Source organism: Pseudomonas sp. IT-P4, from assembly GCF_949767755.1.
GTDB classification, from domain to species: Bacteria; Pseudomonadota; Gammaproteobacteria; order Pseudomonadales; family Pseudomonadaceae; genus Aquipseudomonas; species Aquipseudomonas monachiensis.
Genome location: NZ_CATKPX010000038.1, coordinates 26,244 through 46,855 on the forward strand (window position 1 = coordinate 26,244; position 20,612 = coordinate 46,855).

18 protein-coding genes are annotated in these 20,612 nt (G+C 58.2%); 16 read left to right on the forward strand and 2 right to left on the reverse strand.

Annotated elements, in window-relative coordinates; genetic code table 11:
* Positions 1-298 precede the first annotated feature (298 nt).
* Positions 299-1,588: a citrate synthase gene (gene gltA, locus ACM6IT_RS16910; RefSeq protein ID WP_056721677.1), complete on the reverse strand. Its 1,290-nt coding sequence runs from the start codon at positions 1,586-1,588 to the stop codon at positions 299-301.
* A gap of 364 nt (positions 1,589-1,952) precedes the next feature.
* Between gltA and sdhC the strand changes: the two genes are divergently transcribed.
* The 12 genes from sdhC (at position 1,953) to ACM6IT_RS16970 (ending at position 16,358) form a co-directional block, all read left to right on the forward strand.
* The gene (gene sdhC / locus ACM6IT_RS16915) at positions 1,953-2,327 is read left to right on the forward strand and encodes a succinate dehydrogenase, cytochrome b556 subunit (protein WP_032829628.1); all 375 of its coding nucleotides are present in this window, start codon (positions 1,953-1,955) and stop codon (positions 2,325-2,327) included.
* Positions 2,321-2,689 (forward strand): succinate dehydrogenase, hydrophobic membrane anchor protein, encoded by a 369-nt coding sequence (gene sdhD, locus ACM6IT_RS16920; RefSeq protein ID WP_056721678.1) that lies wholly within the window; start codon positions 2,321-2,323, stop codon positions 2,687-2,689. Before sdhC ends, sdhD begins: the two co-directional genes overlap by 7 nt.
* Positions 2,690-2,692: 3 nt before the next feature.
* On the forward strand, positions 2,693-4,465 hold the full coding sequence (gene sdhA, locus ACM6IT_RS16925) for a succinate dehydrogenase flavoprotein subunit (RefSeq protein WP_056721681.1): 1,773 nt from the start codon (positions 2,693-2,695) through the stop codon (positions 4,463-4,465).
* 11 nt (positions 4,466-4,476) lie between these two features.
* Positions 4,477-5,181, forward strand: coding sequence for a succinate dehydrogenase iron-sulfur subunit (locus tag ACM6IT_RS16930; protein ID WP_008063297.1), 705 nt, complete (start codon positions 4,477-4,479; stop codon positions 5,179-5,181).
* Positions 5,182-5,434: 253 nt separating this feature from the next.
* Complete coding sequence (locus ACM6IT_RS16935) at positions 5,435-8,266, forward strand: 2-oxoglutarate dehydrogenase E1 component (RefSeq protein WP_223542121.1); 2,832 nt, start codon at positions 5,435-5,437, stop codon at positions 8,264-8,266.
* Between the two features lie 42 nt (positions 8,267-8,308).
* Positions 8,309-9,529 (forward strand): 2-oxoglutarate dehydrogenase complex dihydrolipoyllysine-residue succinyltransferase, encoded by a 1,221-nt coding sequence (gene odhB, locus ACM6IT_RS16940; protein WP_056721685.1) that lies wholly within the window; start codon positions 8,309-8,311, stop codon positions 9,527-9,529.
* Between the two features lie 98 nt (positions 9,530-9,627).
* The gene (lpdA, locus tag ACM6IT_RS16945) at positions 9,628-11,064 is read left to right on the forward strand and encodes a dihydrolipoyl dehydrogenase (protein WP_007998079.1); all 1,437 of its coding nucleotides are present in this window, start codon (positions 9,628-9,630) and stop codon (positions 11,062-11,064) included.
* A gap of 198 nt (positions 11,065-11,262) precedes the next feature.
* A complete protein-coding gene (gene sucC, locus ACM6IT_RS16950) occupies positions 11,263-12,429 on the forward strand; it encodes an ADP-forming succinate--CoA ligase subunit beta (protein WP_007919879.1) in 1,167 nt (388 codons plus the stop codon).
* Positions 12,429-13,310 carry a succinate--CoA ligase subunit alpha gene (gene sucD, locus ACM6IT_RS16955; protein WP_007919877.1) on the forward strand — a complete coding sequence of 294 codons (882 nt, stop codon included), beginning with the start codon at positions 12,429-12,431 and terminating at the stop codon, positions 13,308-13,310. Before sucC ends, sucD begins: the two co-directional genes overlap by 1 nt.
* A gap of 401 nt (positions 13,311-13,711) precedes the next feature.
* Complete coding sequence (brnQ, locus tag ACM6IT_RS16960) at positions 13,712-15,025, forward strand: branched-chain amino acid transport system II carrier protein (protein ID WP_056721686.1); 1,314 nt, start codon at positions 13,712-13,714, stop codon at positions 15,023-15,025.
* A 194-nt stretch (positions 15,026-15,219) separates the two neighbouring features.
* Positions 15,220-15,957 carry a DUF599 domain-containing protein gene (locus ACM6IT_RS16965; protein WP_056721688.1) on the forward strand — a complete coding sequence of 246 codons (738 nt, stop codon included), beginning with the start codon at positions 15,220-15,222 and terminating at the stop codon, positions 15,955-15,957.
* A complete protein-coding gene (locus tag ACM6IT_RS16970) occupies positions 15,957-16,358 on the forward strand; it encodes an MAPEG family protein (protein ID WP_056721690.1) in 402 nt (133 codons plus the stop codon). Before ACM6IT_RS16965 ends, ACM6IT_RS16970 begins: the two co-directional genes overlap by 1 nt.
* A 68-nt stretch (positions 16,359-16,426) precedes the next feature.
* Here the strand turns inward: ACM6IT_RS16970 and ACM6IT_RS16975 are convergent, their stop codons facing one another.
* Positions 16,427-16,699 (reverse strand): hypothetical protein, encoded by a 273-nt coding sequence (locus tag ACM6IT_RS16975; protein WP_056722291.1) that lies wholly within the window; start codon positions 16,697-16,699, stop codon positions 16,427-16,429.
* Between the two features lie 157 nt (positions 16,700-16,856).
* Here ACM6IT_RS16975 and ACM6IT_RS16980 point away from each other — a divergent pair, with 157 nt between their 5' ends.
* The 4 genes from ACM6IT_RS16980 to ACM6IT_RS16995 all read left to right on the forward strand — a co-directional run bounded on the left by ACM6IT_RS16980 (position 16,857) and on the right by ACM6IT_RS16995 (position 20,564).
* Entirely contained in the window at positions 16,857-17,333 is a 477-nt protein-coding gene (locus ACM6IT_RS16980; protein WP_056721692.1) for a PaaI family thioesterase, read from the forward strand.
* A complete protein-coding gene (locus ACM6IT_RS16985; protein ID WP_414913119.1) occupies positions 17,330-17,782 on the forward strand; it encodes a PaaI family thioesterase in 453 nt (150 codons plus the stop codon). The genes ACM6IT_RS16980 and ACM6IT_RS16985 overlap by 4 nt, the downstream gene beginning before the upstream one ends.
* An 81-nt stretch (positions 17,783-17,863) precedes the next feature.
* Complete coding sequence (htpG, locus tag ACM6IT_RS16990) at positions 17,864-19,768, forward strand: molecular chaperone HtpG (protein ID WP_056722293.1); 1,905 nt, start codon at positions 17,864-17,866, stop codon at positions 19,766-19,768.
* 67 nt (positions 19,769-19,835) lie between these two features.
* The gene (locus ACM6IT_RS16995; RefSeq protein WP_414918390.1) at positions 19,836-20,564 is read left to right on the forward strand and encodes a dienelactone hydrolase family protein; all 729 of its coding nucleotides are present in this window, start codon (positions 19,836-19,838) and stop codon (positions 20,562-20,564) included.
* Positions 20,565-20,612: the final 48 nt, after the last annotated feature.

The following is a 20,612-nucleotide window of genomic DNA, read 5'->3' on the forward strand; positions in this document are numbered from 1 at the left end:
GGGTTAGCCGCCCCCGGCCATGGATGGCCGATGGCGGCGGGCCCACGGAGCAGGACCGGAGCGAGGGCATGCCGAGCCTAGGCGAGGCACCGAATGTCAGGGGCAAAAGCGCTTTGGTTACTTTCGCGCTTTTCGAAAGTGACCCGCCGTAAGGGCGGAACCGTAAGTGGCCGCTACCGCAAAAAACGGATATGTACACCAGCAAAAAAAGCCCACAAACAAAAACGGCCTCCTGCTCTTTATATAAAAAGCAGAGGCCGTTCCCGGTACAGCTCAACACCCTACAGCAAGACAGCGCTTACTTGCGGTCTTCCAGCTTGGTGATATCACGCGACTCGTAGCCGGTGTACAACTGGCGCGGACGGCCGATCTTGTACGGGCTGGAGAGCATTTCCTTCCAGTGGGAGATCCAGCCGACGGTCCGCGCCAGGGCGAAGATCACGGTGAACATGCTGGTTGGAATGCCGATCGCCTTGAGGATGATCCCCGAGTAGAAGTCGACGTTCGGGTACAGCGAGCGCTCGATGAAGTACGGGTCGGTCAGGGCGATCTCTTCCAGGCGCATGGCCAGTTCGAGTTGCGGATCGTTCTGGATGCCCAGTTCCTTCAACACTTCGTCGCAGGTCTGCTTCATTACCGTGGCGCGCGGGTCGCGGTTTTTGTAAACGCGGTGACCGAAGCCCATCAGTTTGAACGGATCGTTCTTGTCCTTGGCCTTGGCGATGTACTTGTCGATGTTCGAGACATCGCCAATTTCATCGAGCATGGTCAGAACGGCTTCGTTCGCACCGCCATGGGCAGGGCCCCACAGTGCGGCGATACCGGCGGCGATACAGGCGAACGGGTTGGCACCCGAAGAGCCGGCCAGGCGCACGGTGGAAGTCGATGCGTTCTGCTCGTGGTCGGCGTGGAGGATGAAGATCCGGTCCATGGCCTTGGCGAGTACCGGGCTGATCGGTTTGATCTCGCACGGGGTGTTGAACATCATGTGCAGGAAGTTTTCCGCGTACGACAGGTCGTTGCGCGGGTACATCATGGGTTGGCCCATGGAGTACTTGTAAACCATCGCTGCCAGGGTCGGCATCTTGGCAACCAGGCGGATCGCGGAGATTTCGCGATGCTGCGGGTTATTGATGTCCAGGGAGTCGTGGTAGAACGCCGAGAGGGCGCCGACTACGCCGCACATGACGGCCATTGGGTGGGCGTCGCGACGGAAGCCGTTGAAGAAGGTCTTCAGCTGCTCGTGAACCATGGTGTGGTTCTTCACGGTGCTGACGAACTGGGCCTTCTGTTCTGCGGTCGGCAGTTCGCCGTTGAGCAGCAGATAGCAGGTTTCCAGGTAGTCCGACTTTTCAGCCAGCTGTTCGATCGGGTAGCCGCGGTGCAGCAGAATGCCGTTGTCGCCGTCGATATAGGTGATCTTCGACTCGCACGAGGCGGTCGACATGAAGCCTGGGTCAAAGGTGAAACGGCCCGTGGCCGTCAGGCCCCGAACATCGATAACATCGGGACCAACGGTGCCGGTTAAAATGGGCAGCTCGACGGGGGCTGCGCCCTCGATGATCAACTGCGCTTTTTTGTCAGCCATGTGGCCTCCTATTTATGCTTGAAATCATCAGACAGACCCCCCACGCAGGGCCCGCACCACTATAGTGAGATAAATTCGAATGTCAATTTGCCTAAAGTCTTGCTCCAGAAGGCTTTAACCGGACTTTTTTCTCGAAATTGGCTGCCATTTACGCCTTTTATGCCGGTTGCGCAATCAGCTGTTTGGGTTAGGTGTTTGCGTTGTCATTAGTAGCCTAACTGTCTATACTCGGCCACCGACCGCCAAGGGCTTTTGGGCTTGCTTTCATTGGGGGTCGCATCCCTGGGTGGTGGTTACCTGACCAGTGCACTCCCCAACAACTTTGCCCTGATTGTTAGGGGCTCTTCAGTGTGAAAAAAAAGCCGTGAAAAGCCAACGACCTGTAAACCTAGACCTAAGGACCATCAAACTCCCAGTCACTGCTTACACGTCCATCCTTCACCGAATTTCCGGTGTCATCCTCTTCGTGTGCCTTGCCATCATGCTTTACGCATTGGACAAGTCGCTGAGTTCCGAGGAAGGCTTCGGTCAGGTGAAAGCGTGTCTGACCAGTCCGCTAGCCAAGCTAGTGACATGGGGCATCCTGTCCGCTCTGCTTTATCACCTGGTAGCCGGTGTGCGCCATTTGATCATGGACATGGGCATCGGTGAGACGCTGGAAGGCGGCAAGCTGGGCTCGAAAATCGTTATCGCCGTTTCCGTGGTGGTAATCGTTCTGGCAGGAGTTTGGATATGGTAACTAACGTCACGAACCTGTCGCGTTCGGGCCTCTATGACTGGATGGCGCAACGTGTGTCTGCGGTCGTTCTCGCGGCTTACTTCATCTTCCTGATCGGATACATCGTGGCCAACCCTGGCCTCGATTACGCCCAGTGGCATGAACTGTTCGCCCACAACGGAATGCGTATCTTCAGCCTCCTGGCCCTCGTTGCCCTCGGCGCTCACGCCTGGGTCGGCATGTGGACCATCGCGACCGACTACCTGACGCCAATGGCGTTCGGCAAGTCCGCGACGGCTATACGTTTCCTTTTCCAGGCAGTCTGCGGCGTTGCGATGTTCGCTTACTTCGTCTGGGGCGTGCAGATTCTCTGGGGTATCTGAGTCATGGCTAACATTCCAACGATTTCTTTCGATGCCATCATTATTGGTGGTGGCGGTGCCGGCATGCGCGCAGCGCTGCAACTGGCACAGGGCGGTCACAAGACTGCCGTGATCACCAAGGTTTTCCCGACCCGTTCGCACACTGTATCCGCCCAGGGCGGCATCACCTGCGCCATCGCGTCCGCTGACCCGAACGATGACTGGCGCTGGCACATGTACGATACCGTCAAGGGTTCCGACTACATCGGTGACCAGGACGCTATCGAGTACATGTGTCAGGAAGGCCCGGCTGCCGTTTACGAGCTGGACCACATGGGTATGCCGTTCTCGCGTACCGAGCAAGGTCGTATCTACCAGCGCCCATTCGGCGGTCAGTCCAAGGACTACGGTAAAGGCGGCCAGGCTGCGCGTACTTGCGCTGCGTCCGACCGTACCGGTCACGCACTGCTGCACACCCTTTATCAGGGCAACCTGAAAGCCGGTACCGTGTTCCTGAACGAGTACTACGCTGTCGATCTGGTGAAGAACGGCGAAGGCGAGTTCGTCGGCGTGATTGCCATCTGCATCGAAACCGGCGAAACCACCTACATCCGTGCCAAGGCCACCGTACTGGCTACCGGCGGTGCAGGTCGTATCTACGCTTCGACCACCAACGCCCTGATCAACACCGGTGACGGCGTTGGCATGGCGCTGCGTGCCGGTGTACCGGTACAAGACATCGAAATGTGGCAGTTCCACCCGACCGGTATCGCCGGCGCCGGTGTACTGGTTACCGAAGGTTGCCGTGGTGAAGGTGGATACCTGATCAACAAGCACGGCGAGCGTTTCATGGAGCGTTATGCTCCGAACGCCAAAGACCTTGCCGGTCGTGACGTGGTTGCCCGTTCGATGGTTAAAGAGATCATCGCCGGCAATGGTTGCGGTCCGAATGGCGACCACGTGATGCTCAAGCTCGACCACCTGGGCGAGGAAGTGCTGCACAGCCGTCTGCCAGGTATCTGCGAACTGTCGAAGACTTTTGCCCACGTTGACCCGGTTGTTGCTCCGGTTCCGGTTGTTCCGACTTGCCACTATATGATGGGCGGCGTTGCCACCAACATTCATGGCCAGGCGATCACCCAGAACGGCGAAGGCGTCGACGAAATCATCCCTGGCCTGTTCGCAGTGGGTGAAGTGGCTTGCGTATCGGTTCACGGTGCCAACCGTCTGGGCGGCAACTCGCTGCTCGACCTGGTGGTATTCGGTCGCGCTGCCGGCCTGCACCTGGAAAAAGCACTGACCGACGGCATCGAATACGACGACGCTACCGAAGCCGATATCGAAGCTGCACTGTCGCGCCTGAACGCTCTGAACAGCCGTACCGAAGGCGAAGACGTGGCTACCCTGCGTCGCGAGCTGCAGAACTGCATGCAGAACTACTTCGGTGTATTCCGTACCGGCGAATACATGCAGAAGGGTATTGCCCAGTTGGCTGACCTGCGCAAGCGCATCGCCAACGTGAAGATCAACGATAAGTCGCAGGCGTTCAACACTGCACGTATCGAAGCTCTGGAGCTGCAGAACCTGCTGGAAGTGGCCGAAGCCACCGCCATCGCCGCAGAAGTACGTAAGGAGTCCCGTGGTGCTCACGCCCGTGAAGACTTCGAAGATCGTGACGACGAAAACTGGCTGTGCCACACCCTGTACTTCCCGGGTGACAAGCGCGTGACCAAGCGTGCCGTGAACTTCTCGCCGAAGACTGTTCCGACTTTTGAACCTAAGATTCGGACTTATTAAGGGTGGCCGCCATGTTGCAAGTCAGCGTTTATCGTTACAACCCTGATCAGGACGCCGCGCCGTTCATGCAGGAATTCCAGGTTGATACCGGTGGTAAAGACCTGATGGTGCTGGACGTGCTGGCCCTGATCAAAGAGCAGGACGAGGGTTTCTCCTATCGTCGCTCTTGCCGTGAAGGTGTTTGCGGTTCCGACGGCATGAACATCAACGGCAAAAACGGCCTGGCATGCGTCACGCCGCTGTCCGCTGTCGTAAAAGGTAACAAGTTGATCGTTCGTCCTCTGCCAGGTTTGCCGGTTATCCGTGACCTGGTCGTCGATATGAGCATCTTCTACAAGCAATACGAAAAGGTTAAGCCATACCTGCAGAACGACACGCCGGCTCCGGCCATCGAGCGTCTGCAGTCCCCTGAAGAGCGTGAAAAGCTGGACGGTCTGTACGAGTGCATCCTGTGCGCTTGCTGCTCGACTTCCTGCCCGTCCTTCTGGTGGAACCCGGACAAGTTCCTGGGTCCGGCTGCCCTGCTGCAAGCGTACCGCTTCCTGGCAGATAGCCGTGATACCAAGACGTCCGAGCGTCTGGCTTCGCTGGATGACCCGTTCAGCGTATTCCGCTGCCGCGGGATCATGAACTGCGTCAACGTATGTCCGAAAGGCCTGAACCCGACTAAGGCCATCGGTCACATCCGTAACATGTTGCTCTCAAGCGGCGTGTGATTCAGCTGCTGTACCCGTTGTACCCGTAGATGCTGCGGCGCAGGCTTCAACCGGCGCCGTAGTTTTAACCTGAGCAGCAGCCTAAAAGGCTGCGGCTCTTATTTTGAAGAAATGAGACAAGCAGGGGCATCCGGGCTGGTACCCGGACTATCAGTGTGATCCTAGTGGCTTGTTTTGGTCGCTGCATTCGGACTTCTGCAAGTTTGCTCGGTGTCGACACCGATGGTGTTCCCCTAACCGAGGGTGACCAAGCATGCAAGAAAGCGTGATGCAGCGCATGTGGAACAGTGCCTACCTATCCGGTAGTAACGCTGCCTATGTGGAAGAGCTTTACGAGCTCTACCTGCACGACCCTAACGCTGTGCCAGAAGAGTGGCGCACCTACTTCCAGAAGTTGCCTGCTGACGGCAACTCTGCCACCGATGTTTCGCACTCCACAATTCGCGATCATTTCGTCTTGCTGGCAAAGAACCAGCGCCGCGCCCAACCGGTTTCCGCCGGCAGCGTGAGCAGTGAGCACGAGAAGAAGCAAGTTGAAGTGCTGCGATTGATCCAGGCCTACCGTATGCGTGGCCACCAGGCAGCCCAGCTTGACCCGCTGGGACTGTGGCAGCGTCCTGCACCTGCAGACCTGTCGATCAATCATTACGGCTTGACCAATGCCGATCTTGATACGACCTTCCGTGCCGGCGACCTGTTCATCGGCAAAGAGGAAGCGAGCCTACGCGAAATTCACGAAGCGTTGCAGCAGACATATTGCCGCACCATCGGCGCTGAGTTCACGCACATCACCGATTCCGAGCAGCGCCAGTGGTTCCAGCAGCGTCTGGAAAGCGTGCGCGGTCGTCCGACGTACTCCGCCGACATCAAGAGCCACCTGCTTGAGCGCGTGACCGCCGGTGAAGGCCTGGAAAAATACCTGGGCACCAAATACCCGGGTACCAAGCGTTTCGGTCTGGAAGGCGGCGAAAGCCTGATTCCGATGCTCGACGAGCTGATCCAGCGTTCCGGTTCCTACGGCACCAAGGAAATCGTCATCGGCATGGCCCACCGTGGCCGTCTGAACGTGCTGGTCAACACCTTCGGCAAGAACCCGCGTGAGCTGTTCGACGAGTTCGAAGGCAAGAAGAAGGTCGAGCTGGGTTCCGGTGACGTGAAATACCACCAGGGCTTCTCGTCCAACGTAATGACCTCCGGCGGTGAAGTTCACCTGGCCATGGCGTTCAACCCGTCCCACCTGGAAATTGTTTCCCCGGTGGTCGAGGGTTCGGTTCGCGCCCGTCAGGATCGTCGTAACGACCCGACCGGTGAGAAGGTTCTGCCGATCTCCATCCACGGTGACGCTGCTTTCGCAGGTCAGGGCGTGGTCATGGAAACCTTCCAGATGTCGCAGACCCGCGGTTTCAAGACCGGCGGTACCGTGCACATCGTGATCAACAACCAGGTCGGTTTCACCATCAGCAACCCGCTGGACTCGCGTTCCACCGAGTACGCGACCGACGTTGCGAAAATGATCCAGGCGCCGATCCTCCATGTGAATGGTGATGATCCGGAAGCCGTATTGTTCGTGACCCAGCTGGCCATCGACTACCGCATGCAGTTCAAGCGTGACGTGGTGATCGACCTGGTCTGCTACCGTCGTCGCGGCCACAACGAGGCCGACGAGCCAAGCGGCACCCAGCCGATCATGTATCAGCAGATCACCAAGCAGCGCACCACCCGTGAGCTGTATGCCGATCGTCTGACCCAGGGCGGTGTGCTCGACGCAGAGCGTGTTCAGGCGAAAGTCGACGAATACCGCAATGCGCTGGACAACGGTCTGCACGTAGTGAAAAGCCTGGTCAAAGAGCCGAACAAAGAGCTGTTCGTGGACTGGCGTCCGTATCTGGGCCACGCCTGGACCGCACGTCACGACACTCGCTTCGACCTCAAGACCTTGCAGGAACTGTCCGCCAAGCTGCTGGAAATCCCGGAAGGCTTCGTGGTCCAGCGCCAGGTTGCCAAGATCTACGAAGACCGCCAGAAGATGCAAGCCGGCGGCCTGCCGATCAACTGGGGTTACGCCGAAACCATGGCGTACGCGACCCTGGCGTTCGAAGGTCACCCGATTCGCATGACTGGCCAGGACATCGGTCGCGGAACGTTCTCGCACCGCCATGCTGTCCTGCACAACCAGAAGGACGCGGGCACCTACATCCCGCTGCAAAACCTGTACGACGGCCAGCCACGTTTCGACCTGTACGATTCGTTCCTGTCCGAAGAGGCCGTACTGGCGTTCGAATATGGTTACTCGACCACCACGCCTGATGCGCTGGTGATCTGGGAAGCCCAGTTCGGCGACTTCGCCAACGGTGCCCAGGTAGTTATCGACCAGTTCATCACCAGTGGCGAGCACAAGTGGGGCCGTCTGTGCGGTCTGACCATGTTGCTGCCGCACGGTTACGAAGGTCAGGGGCCGGAGCACTCCTCGGCGCGTCTGGAACGTTACCTGCAGCTGTGCGCCGAGCACAACATTCAGGTAGCCGTGCCGACTACGCCGGCACAGATCTATCATTTGCTGCGTCGCCAGGTGATTCGCCCGCTGCGCAAGCCTTTGATCGTTCTGACTCCGAAGTCGCTGTTGCGCCACAAGCTGGCCATCTCGACGCTGGAAGATCTGGCCGAAGGTTCGTTCCAGACCGTCATCCCGGAAATCGATGCCCAAGACCCGAAAAAGGTCGAGCGCGTTGTTCTGTGTAGCGGCAAGGTCTACTACGACCTGCTGGAAAAACGCCGTGCCGAAGGTCGTGACGACATCGCTGTCGTGCGTATCGAGCAGCTGTACCCATTCCCTGAGGACGACTTGAAAGAAGTCCTGGCGCCTTACACCAACGTCAAAGCTGCCGTCTGGTGTCAGGAAGAGCCGATGAACCAGGGTGCGTGGTACTGCAGCCAACACCACATGCGTCGCAGCATCAGCAACCTCAACAAGTCTCTCGTACTTGAGTACGCGGGCCGCGAGGCTTCTGCTGCACCAGCATGCGGTTACGCATCGATGCACGCCGAACAGCAGGAAAAACTGCTGCAAGACGCCTTTACTGTTTAACGCCTTCGCGCACCTGAAACCGAATTTAAGGAACCACAGACAATGGCTATCGAGATCAAAGCCCCCACTTTCCCGGAATCGGTTGCCGATGGCACCGTTGCCACCTGGCACAAGCAACCGGGCGACGCGGTCAAGCGCGACGAACTGATTGTCGACATCGAAACCGACAAAGTCGTGCTGGAAGTGCTGGCTACCGCTGACGGCGTGCTGGGCGCTATCGTCAAGAACGAAGGCGAAACCGTTCTGTCCGACGAAGTCCTGGGCTCCATCGTTGAAGGCGGCGCTGCTGCTGCCGCTCCGGCTGCCGCTGCTGCTCCGGCCGCTGCTGCCGCTGCTCCAGCTGCCGGCGCTGACGAAGACGCTATCGCAGCTCCAGCTGCTCGCAAGCTGGCCGAAGAAAACGGCATCAACCTGGCTTCCGTCAAAGGCACCGGCAAAGATGGTCGTGTAACCAAGGAAGACGTGGTTGCCGCTGTCGAAGCCAAGAAAGCTGCTCCTGCTGCCGCACCTGCCAAGGCTGCTGCTCCGGCTGCCGCTGCTCCTGTGTTTGCCGCTGGCGATCGCATCGAGAAGCGCGTACCGATGACCCGCGTTCGTGCCACCGTGGCCAAGCGTCTGGTTGAAGCTCAATCGAACATGGCGATGCTGACCACTTTCAACGAAGTCGACATGACTGAAGTCATGGCACTGCGTTCGAAGTACAAGGACCTGTTCGAGAAGTCCCACAACGGCGTGCGCCTGGGCTTCATGTCGTTCTTCGTGAAAGCGGCCACCGAAGCGCTGAAACGCTTCCCGGCTGTCAACGCCTCGATCGACGGTGGCGACATCGTTTACCACGGCTACGCTGACGTCGGCGTTGCAGTTTCCAGCGATCGCGGCCTGGTTGTACCGGTTCTGCGTAACGCCGAACTGATGAGCCTGGCTGAAATCGAAGGCGGCATCGCCACCTTCGGCAAGAAAGCCCGCGACGGCAAACTGTCGATGGACGAAATGACCGGTGGTACTTTCACCATCACCAACGGTGGTACTTTCGGTTCGATGATGTCGACCCCGATCGTCAACCCGCCACAAGCCGCCATCCTGGGCATGCACAACATCATCCAGCGTCCGATGGCCATCAACGGTCAGGTCGTTATCCGTCCGATGATGTACCTGGCACTGTCCTACGATCACCGTCTGATCGATGGCAAAGAAGCTGTGACCTTCCTGGTGACCATCAAGAACCTGCTGGAAGATCCGGCTCGTCTGTTGCTGGATATCTGATAGAAGCAGCCATGAGCTGCAAGCCCGTGCTGTCGGAAAACCCGCAGCCTGGCTTGCCGCTCGCGGCTTGAAGCTTTTCGCTAAAGAGGATTTTTTGAATGTCGCAGAAATTTGACGTAGTAGTGATCGGCGCGGGCCCTGGCGGTTACGTGGCTGCCATCAAGGCCGCTCAGCTGGGCCTCAGCACTGCCTGCATCGAGAAGTACACCGACAAGGAAGGCAAACTGGCTCTGGGCGGTACTTGCCTGAACGTCGGCTGCATTCCATCCAAGGCCCTGCTGGACAGCTCGTGGAAATTCCACGAAGCCCAGGACGGTTTCGCGATCCACGGTATCAATCACGCTGGCGTGACCATGGACGTGCCAGCGATGGTCGGCCGCAAGGCCAACATCGTCAAAGGCCTGACCTCCGGCGTTGCGACCCTGTTCAAAGCCAACGGTGTGACCTCTATCCAGGGTCACGGCAAGCTGCTGGCCGGCAAGAAAGTCGAAGTCACCAAGCCTGATGGCTCGGTAGAAATCATCGAAGCCGAAAACGTCATCCTGGCTCCAGGTTCGCGTCCGATCGACATTCCGCCAGCTCCGGTTGACCAGAATGTGATCGTCGATTCGACTGGCGCCCTGGAATTCCAGTCCGTGCCTAAGCGTCTGGGCGTGATCGGCGCTGGCGTGATCGGTCTGGAACTGGGTTCGGTCTGGTCGCGTCTGGGCGCGGAAGTGACTGTCCTGGAAGCCCTGGACACCTTCCTGATGGCAGCGGACACCGCTGTTTCCAAGGAAGCGCTGAAAACCCTGACCAAGCAGGGTCTGGACATCAAGCTGGGCGCTCGCGTAACCGGTTCCAAAGTGAACGGCGACGAAGTCGTGGTGAACTACACCGATGCCAAGGGCGAACAGAACATCACTTTCGACAAGCTGATCGTAGCCGTTGGTCGCCGTCCGGTGACCACTGATCTGTTGGCTGCCGACTGCGGCGTGACCCTGGACGAGCGCGGTTTCGTGCACGTTGACGATCACTGCGCCACCACCGTACCGGGCGTCTACGCCATCGGTGACGTGGTTCGCGGCATGATGCTGGCGCACAAGGCCTCGGAAGAGGGCATCATGGTTGTCGAGCGCATCAAGGGCCACAAGGCCCAGATGAACTATGACCTGATCCCTTCGGTTATTTATACTCACCCGGAAATCGCGTGGGTCGGTAAAACCGAGCAGGCCTTGAAAGCTGAAGGCGTTGAAGTTAACGTCGGCACCTTCCCGTTCGCAGCCTCCGGCCGTGCCATGGCTGCCAACGACACCGGTGGTTTCGTCAAGGTCATCGCAGATGCCAAGACAGACCGCGTACTGGGCGTCCACGTGATTGGCCCAAGCGCTGCAGAACTGGTTCAGCAGGGCGCGATCGGTATGGAATTCGGCACCAGCGCTGAAGACCTGGGCATGATGGTTTTCTCCCATCCGACCCTGTCTGAAGCCTTGCACGAAGCTGCTTTGGCAGTGAATGGCGGCGCTATTCACATCGCCAACCGCAAGAAGCGTTAAGACATAATAAGAAACCACGGCGGTTTGGCCCGTCGTGAGCCTTGCATGCAAGACTCACCGCGGAATATCCGCTGGACGCAGTCTTGCATAGCTGCACCGGGTACCCGGAAAGGCTATGCAAGCAGCAGTCACAGGTGGTGCGGCACTTGAATGAGTGCAGCACCGAATGCGCAGTACCTAACGAAGACGGTAAAAAGCATGAATCTTCACGAGTATCAGGGTAAGCAGCTGTTCGCTGAATACGGCCTGCCAGTTTCCACTGGTTATGCAGTAGACACCCCGGAAGCAGCAGCAGAAGCTTGCGACAAAATCGGCGGCAGCGAGTGGGTTGTCAAAGCCCAGGTCCACGCCGGTGGTCGCGGTAAAGCGGGCGGCGTAAAGCTGGTTCGCAGCAAAGAAGACGCCAAAGCCTTCGCACAGCAGTGGCTGGGCAAGCGTCTGGTGACTTACCAGACTGACGCCAATGGCCAGCCAGTCACCAAGATCCTGGTTGAATCGTGCACTGATATCGCTAAAGAGCTGTACCTGGGCGCTGTCGTTGACCGTTCGAGCCGTCGCATCGTGTTCATGGCTTCCACCGAAGGTGGCGTGGACATCGAGAAAATCGCTCACGACACTCCAGAAAAAATTCTGAAAGCCACTATCGATCCACTGGTTGGCGCTCAGCCATTCCAGGGTCGCGAGCTGGCATTCCAGCTGGGTCTGGAAGGCAAGCAAGTTGCCCAGTTCGCCAAGATCTTCGTAGGTCTGGCCAAACTGTTCAAGGATCACGACCTGGCCCTGCTGGAAGTGAACCCGCTGGTGATCAAGGCTGACGGCGATCTGCATTGCCTGGACGCCAAGATCAACATCGACGCCAACGCCATGTACCGTCAGCCTAAGCTGAAGACTTTCCACGATCCGTCGCAGGACGATCCGCGCGAAGCGCACGCTGCCAAGTTCGAACTGAACTACGTAGCGCTGGAAGGCAACATCGGTTGCATGGTCAACGGTGCTGGCCTGGCCATGGGTACCATGGACATCGTCAACCTGCATGGCGGCAAGCCAGCCAACTTCCTCGACGTGGGCGGCGGTGCTACCAAGGAACGCGTTACCGAAGCGTTCAAGATCATCCTGTCCGACACTAACGTCGCTGCAGTACTGGTCAACATCTTCGGCGGCATCGTTCGTTGCGACATGATTGCCGAAGGCATCATCGGCGCTGTGAAAGAAGTCGGCGTGAAAATCCCGGTTGTTGTTCGCCTTGAAGGCAACAACGCTGAGCTGGGCGCTAAAGTACTGGCAGAAAGCGGTTTGAACATCATCGCTGCTACCAGCCTGACCGACGCTGCTCAACAAGTTGTCAAAGCTGCGGAGGGCAAATAATGAGCGTCCTGATCAATAAAGACACCAAAGTTATCTGCCAGGGTATTACCGGTTCGCAAGGTAGTTTCCACACCCAGCAAGCCATCGAGTACGGCACCAAGATGGTTGGTGGTGTAACTCCAGGCAAAGGCGGCACCGAGCACCTGGGCCTGCCAGTGTTCAACACCGTGAAAGACGCTGTAGCTGCCACTGGCGCCACCGCCAGCGTGATCTACGTTCCGGCTCCTTTCTGCAAGGACTCGATCCTGGAAGCTGCCTTCGGCGGCATCAAGCTGATCGTGTGCATCACCGAAGGCATTCCTACCCTGGACATGCTGGACGCCAAAGTTAAGTGCGACGAGCTGGGCGTAGTCCTGATCGGCCCTAACTGCCCAGGCGTGATCACCCCAGGCGAATGCAAGATCGGCATCATGCCAGGTCACATTCACTTGCCAGGCAAGGTCGGTATCGTTTCCCGTTCCGGCACCCTGACCTACGAAGCTGTGAAGCAGACCACTGACGCCGGTTTCGGTCAGTCGACTTGCGTCGGCATCGGTGGTGACCCGATCCCGGGTTCGAACTTCATCGACATCCTGAAGCTGTTCCAGGAAGACCCGAAGACCGAAGCGATCGTAATGATCGGTGAGATCGGCGGTTCGGCTGAAGAAGAAGCGGCTGCCTACATCAAGGCACACGTGACCAAGCCGGTTGTTTCCTACATCGCTGGTGTGACTGCTCCTCCGGGCAAGCGCATGGGCCATGCTGGCGCAATCATCTCTGGCGGCAAAGGCACTGCAGACGAGAAATTCGCTGCTCTGCAAGACGCAGGCGTTAAAACCGTGCGTTCGCTGGCAGACATCGGCAAGGCCCTGGCCGAGCTGACCGGTTGGGCTGTCAAGTAAGCCTCGCGCTTAGCTTGCAACTCTGCTGACAAAGGCCACCTTCGGGTGGCCTTTGTCGTTTCCGGCATTTGTGTTGGCTGTGCTGGCCTCTTCGCGGGCAAGCCCGCTCCCACAGGTGGACGCATTCCAATGTGGGAGCGAGCTTGCTCGCGATGACGGACTTACAGACACCAACCATTTACATGCATAAACGCGACACGAAAATGTCGTAGATCGGAATGTTCGCCCTCTAACAGTGCGTTTCTGGTCCAAATTCGTTAGGCTACGCGCCATTTTTGCGTCTGCGGCCCACAAGGCGGCAACGCGCTAAAAGGGTCGGTCTTATACGGACTGACAGCATTTCCCTCACCCATAGGGAAATCCCTCTCTAAATTCCGATTCAGTAGTGTGGTATTTCCTTAATGAAAGTGTTGAAAGGCCAGGACATCCTGGCACTTGGTTTTATGACGTTTGCCCTGTTCGTCGGGGCTGGCAACATCATCTTCCCGCCTATCGTCGGTTTGCAGTCCGGGCCCAATGTCTGGATGGCGGCGCTGGGTTTCCTGGTCACGGCGGTCGGTCTGCCGGTGATCACCGTTGTGGCGCTGGCCAAGGTCGGCGGTGCAATGGATGCCTTGAGCAGCCCGATCGGTAAAGTCGCCGGTGGCCTGCTGGCAGCGGCTTGTTACCTCGCTGTTGGCCCGCTGTTCGCGACGCCACGTACCGCGACGGTATCCTTCGAAGTGGGCCTGGCGCCGCTGACCGGCGAGAGCCCGCTGGCGCTGTTCCTGTACAGCTCGGTGTACTTCCTGCTGGTGTTCTTCATCTCGCTGTATCCGGGCCGTTTGCTCGATACCGTAGGGCGCTTCCTCGCGCCGCTGAAGATCATCGCCCTGGCCGTGCTGGGCATTGCAGCTTTCGCCTTGCCGGCCGGTGACATTGGCCAGGCCACGCCTGAATACGTGGCGGCGCCGTTCTCCCAAGGCTTCATCAATGGTTACCTGACCATGGATACCCTGGGCGCGCTAGTGTTCGGCATCGTCATCGTCAACGCCATCCGTTCCCGCGGCGTCGAGTCGCCAGCACTGATCACCCGTTATGCGATCATCGCCGGTTTGATCGCCGGCGTGGGCCTGGCACTGGTGTATGTCAGCCTGTTCCGTCTCGGTTCGGGCAGCCATGAAGTGGCCGCTGGCGCTACCAATGGCGCGGCGGTATTGCATGCTTACGTGCAGCACACCTTCGGTTCGCTGGGCAGCGGCTTCCTGGCCGTGCTGATCTCCCTGGCGTGCCTGGTGACCGCGGTCGGCCTGACCTGTGCTTGCGCCGAGTACTTCAGCCGTGTGGTGCCACTGTCCTACAAGACGCTGGTGATCATCCTCGCCGCGTTCTCGCTGTTGGTGTCCAACCTGGGCCTGACCAAGCTGATTGCGTTCTCGATCCCGGTGCTGACCGCGATCTACCCGCCGTGCATCGTTCTGGTGGCGTTGAGCTTCTGCAAGGACTTCTGGCATGAGCAGGGTCGTATCCTCGGCCCGGTGATGCTGGTGTCGTTCATCTTCGGCCTGATCGATGCCCTCAAGGGTGCAGGCCTGGCGGACTGGATGCCGACGCAAATGGCCCACCTGCCGCTGAGCGAGCAGGGCCTGGCCTGGCTGGTGCCGTCGGTGATGACACTGGTGGTCGCGGTGGTCTGCGATCGCCTGCTGGGCAAGCGCGCCGAAGCCTTGGCTTAAGTCGCTTCACGACCCGCCACAAGCGGGTCTTGAGCAAAAACAGAAATGCCCCGTATCAATCGATACGGGGCATTTTTTTTGTGAGGGATGCGGTGTCTTTTCCGTTGAGCTAACGTCGAAGCACTGCAACACCCTTTGTGGGAACTCGCTCCCACAGGGGCTGTGTAATCCGCATTTACTTCACAAGGACCTGCATGTCGTTCATCCAAGCCAACCTGATCCACCTTCTTGCCGCCGTCTGGTTCGTTATCTGCTGGGGCGGGTACACCCGCTATGCCACATGGAAAGGCCGTGACACCGCGTGCCTGGCCAGTGTGCTGCACCTGTATCGAGAAGACTGGATGCGCCGCATGCTGCTGCGCGACAACCGAATCGCCGATGCCAGCGTGATCGGCAATCTGGAACGCAATGCTTCGTTCTTTGCCTCCAGTACGTTGATTATCCTGGCCGGTATTCTCACGGTATTGGGGGCTTCGGAACGGGCGGTATCGTTGCTGGCGGATATCCCGATGGTGCAACAGGCGTCTCAGGGCATGTCGGAAATCAAGTTGCTGTGCCTGGCGCTGGTGTTTGTCTATGCGTTCTTCACCTTCAGTTGGTGCATGCGCCAGTACAACTTTGCCGCGGTACTGGTGGGTTCGGCGCCGATGGTCGGCGAGCGCCATGTGTCGGAGCAGGAACGCAAGGCATTCGCTTCCCGCGCCGCCCGCGTCATCTCCATGGCCGCCAACCAGTTCAACTTCGGATTGCGTTCCTACTACTTCGGCATGACCATGCTGGCCTGGTTCGTCAGCCCGTGGCTGTTCATGTTGATGAGTGCCGGCGTCGTATTCGTGTTGTACCACCGCGAGTTTCATTCCGACGTACTCGACGTGATGGTCTATACCCCTACAGAGGCGCCGTTGCCGGAGGTAATCAAAGAGGCTGCTTGATGAGTATTCCATTCTGGTGCGTGTTTATCAGTGCAGTGTTGATTTATCTGGCGCGAATGCCCGTGACCAGGGCCATGAAAGAGCAGGGTGGTTACGATAACCACCTGCCGCGCCAACAGCAGATGCAACTCACGGGGCTGGGTGCCCGGGCGGTGGCAGCGCATCAGAACAGTTTCGAAGCCTTCATGTTGTTTGCGGTGGGTGTGTTGATGGCGCATACCACGCAGACGGCGGGCTGGCTGATCGACTGTCTGGCGATCATCTTCGTGATCACGCGGGTTATTTATCTGGTGTGTTACTGGAAGGACCTGGCCTGGCAGCGCAGTCTGGTTTGGCTACTGGGATTAATCTGTTCGCTGTTGTTGATGATTAGTCCGACTTTTCGAACGTTTTTGCTCTAACCACTTTTTTTCAAGGCAAAAGAAAACCCGCACTTGGCGGGTTTTCTTTTGCCACGCTAAAAACCGTATTAGTTCTTAGGTGCTTCCGGAGCGGCTGGAGTGGCTGGAGCAGCCGGAGCAGCCTCTTTTGCCGCTTCAGCGTTCGATTCAGCCTGATCTTTGGCGGCTTCGGCGTTTTCTTTCGCAGCGTCGTTCACTTTATCCTGAGCTTTGCTCATGTCTTGCTGAGCTTGCTCAGCATGTTTGGCAGCATCTTGAGCTTTGTCCTCGGATTTTTTATCGCAGGCCGCGAGACCGAGGGAAGCGGTCAACATCAAGGCAATAGCTAAAGTCTTACGCATGGGGTGTTTCTCCTGATGAAAAGCATCTACTGGCATTAAGAGCCCACGCATCAGGGTTAAGTTCCATAATTCTTTCAGATATATAAGTTTGCTCTAGCGCGGAACTCTTATCCGGGCCGCCACCGCACTGTACGGACATAAACAAGGGCTTTATCAAATGGCTGAAAACCCCGTTTTTGAGCGTGCGAAGCGCTTTTTGTCAGCGCTGCGACATTGCCAGGTACTTGGACTAAGCGTTCACAGCGCCAGCAACGAAGGGCTGACGATTGTACTGCCTTACAGCCCGCAGATCGTCGGCAATCCCGAAACCGGCGTGATTCATGGCGGAGCGCTGACCTCGTTGATGGATACCGCCTGTGGCATGGCGACCCTCTGCGTGCTCCCGGAATTCGAAGTCTGTCCGACCCTCGACCTGCGCATCGACTACATGCACGCCGCCGAGCCGCATAAGGATGTCTATGGCTTTGCCCAGTGCTATCGGGTCACCACCGACGTGATTTTTGCCCGTGGCTTCGCCTATCAGGATGACCCCGGGCAACCCATTGCCCATGTGATGGGCACTTTCATGCGCATGGGCAAGCACATCAAGGGCACCAAGGGCTTTGGTGGCGCGGTTACCGGAGGTGCGCAATGAACGAGTCGATCAAGGATCAATTGCAAAAGGCCCACGAGCAGGGCGATTACGCCGCGCTGCTGGATTTGATTCCCTATGCTCGGCTGATCGGCGTCGAATGTTCGCGGGTGGGGGATGAGTTGCTGTTCAAGCTGCCTGCGAACAAGGACAACATTGGCAACCCTTTGTTGCCGGCGATTCATGGCGGTGTGATCGCCGGTTTCATGGAATTGGCCGCGGCGCTGCACCTGTTGGTGTTTGCCGGATCGCCCGGGGTACCGAAGATCATCGACTTCTCCCTGGATTACCTGCGAGCCGGGCAATTTCGCGATACCTGGGCCCGATGCCAGGTCTGGCGCCAGGGACGCCGGGTCGCCAATGTGGCGATTACCGCCTGGCAAAGCACCGAAGCCGAACCCATCGCCACGGCCCGTGCACATTTCAAACTCGAAGAGCCCTTGAAATCCTGAACTCAGCCCCAAACTCTGAGGACAACCCGCCGTCGACCCTCATGGTCGCGGCTTATGCCATCTGATTGGAGTTTGATGACCATGAGTGTGGAAACTCAAAAGGAAACCCTGGGCTTCCAGACCGAGGTGAAGCAACTGCTGCATCTCATGATCCATTCGCTGTATTCCAACAAGGAAATTTTCCTTCGCGAATTGATCTCGAACGCCTCTGACGCTGTCGACAAATTACGTTTCGAAGCCCTGGCCAAGCCAGAGTTGCTGGAAGGCGGCACCGAACTGAAAATCCGTGTGAGCTTCGACAAGGACGCTAAAACCGTCACCCTCGAAGACAACGGTATCGGCATGAGCCGCGAAGACGCGATCACCCACCTGGGTACCATCGCCAAGTCCGGCACCGCCGATTTCATGAAGCACCTGAGCGGCGACCAGAAGAAAGACTCGCACCTGATCGGCCAGTTCGGTGTCGGTTTCTACTCCGCATTCATCGTTGCTGACAAAGTCGATGTGTACAGCCGTCGTGCCGGCAGCGCTGCCAGCGAAGGTGTGCACTGGTCGTCCAGGGGCGAAGGTGACTTCGAAGTGGCGACCATCGACAAGGCCGAACGCGGAACTCGCATCGTCCTGCACCTGAAATCCGGTGAAGACGAGTTCGCCGATGGCTGGCGCCTGCGCAACATCATCAAGAAGTACTCCGACCACATCGCCTTGCCGATCGAGCTGCCGAAAGAAGTGGCCGCTGCCGAAGGCGAAGAGCAGCCGGCCGTTGAGTGGGAAACCGTCAACCGCGCCAGCGCCCTGTGGACCCGTCCGCGTACCGAGATCAAGGACGAGGAATACCAGGAGTTCTACAAGCACATCGCTCACGATTTCGAAAACCCGCTGAGCTGGAGCCACAACAAGGTCGAAGGCAAGCTCGAATACAGCTCGCTGTTGTACGTGCCGACCCGTGCGCCGTTCGACCTGTACCAGCGTGAAGCGCCGAAAGGCCTGAAGCTGTACGTGCAGCGCGTGTTCGTCATGGATCAGGCCGAGTCCTTCCTGCCACTGTACCTGCGCTTCATCAAGGGTGTGGTCGACTCCAACGACCTGTCGCTGAACGTGTCGCGGGAAATCCTGCAGAAAGACCCGATCATCGACTCGATGAAGTCGGCGCTGACCAAGCGCGTCCTGGACATGCTGGAAAAACTGGCGAAGAACGAGCCTGAGCAATACAAGGGCTTCTGGAAAAACTTCGGTCAGGTCATGAAAGAAGGCCCGGCAGAAGATTTCGCCAACAAGGAAAAAATCGCCGGCCTGCTGCGTTTCGCATCGACCCATGGCGACGATGGCGAGCAGGTTGTTGGCCTGGCCGAGTATCTGGCGCGTGCCAAGGAAGGTCAGGACAAGATCTACTACCTGACTGGCGAAACCTACGCCCAGGTCAAAAACAGCCCGCACCTGGAAGTCTTCCGCAAGAAAGGCATCGAAGTGCTGCTGTTGACCGACCGCATCGACGAGTGGCTGATGAGCTACCTCAGCGATTTCGACAGCAAGAGCTTTGTCGACGTGGCACGCGGTGACCTGGACCTGGGCAACCTGGACTCGGAAGAGGACAAGAAGGCCGCGGAAGAAGTCGCCAAGGCCAAAGAAGGTCTGGTCGAGCGTCTGAAAGCTGCGCTGGGCGAATCCGTTGCTGACGTTCGGGTTTCCCATCGTCTGACCGACTCCCCGGCGATTCTGGCCATCGGCGAGCAGGACCTGGGTTTGCAGATGCGTCAGATCCTCGAAGCCAGCGGTCAGAAGGTTCCGGATTCGAAGCCGATCTTCGAATTCAACCCGACTCACCCGCTGATCGAGAAGCTCGACAACGAGCAGAGCGACGAGCGCTTCCGTGAGTTGGCGCACATCCTCTTCGATCAGGCGGCCCTGGCGGCCGGCGACAGTTTGAAAGACCCGGCGGCCTATGTGCGCCGTCTGAACAAGCTGCTGGTCGAACTATCGGCCTGACCGTGTTGCAGAAAAACCCGCTTCGGCGGGTTTTTTCATTCTGGTGTTCAATAATCAGGAGTCAGAAATGAGCCAAATCACTCTACGTTCCGTTGCTTATCAGATTGACGGCCAGGCTTACGAAAGCCGTCTGGCCTTTGATGCCGACCATAAAGGCCCGCGCCCGGGGTTGTTGATGGCGCCGAACTGGATGGGTGTCAGCGCCGGTGCCGAAGAGATCGCCAAAGCAGTGGCATCCAAGGGTTATGTGGTGTTGATCGCTGACCTTTACGGTCAATCGGTTCGTCCGACGAACAATGACGAGGCCGGCGCGGCCATGATGCCGTTGAAGAATGACCGCCCATTGCTGCGCAAGCGCATGCAAGTGGCGTTCGAGCAGCTGCAGGGGCAGGGCGAGGTGGCTGTCGATACTTCGAAACTGGCCACTTTCGGTTTCTGCTTCGGCGGCTGCTGCGCCCTGGAATTCGCCCGTACCGGCGCGCCGGTAAAGGCCGCGGTGTCGTTCCACGGCACGCTGGACACGCCGAACCCTGCTGATGCGAATAACATCAAGGGCAAGGTATTGGTGCTGCACGGCGCTTCCGACCCATTGGTGCCGAAGGAGCAGTTGCCGGCGTTCGAAGATGAGATGAATGCGGCGGCTGTGGATTGGCAATTGCTGAGCTATGGCGGTGCGTTCCACTCGTTCACCGACCCGCACGCCAACGTGCCGGGGATGATGATGTATGACGCCAAGGTGGCTGCCCGGGCGTTCACGTCGATGCACAATCTGCTGGATGAAGTGTTCAAGGGCTGATCTGTTGCCTGACACCGACTTTGTCAGAGCCTGAACCGGCCCCTTCGC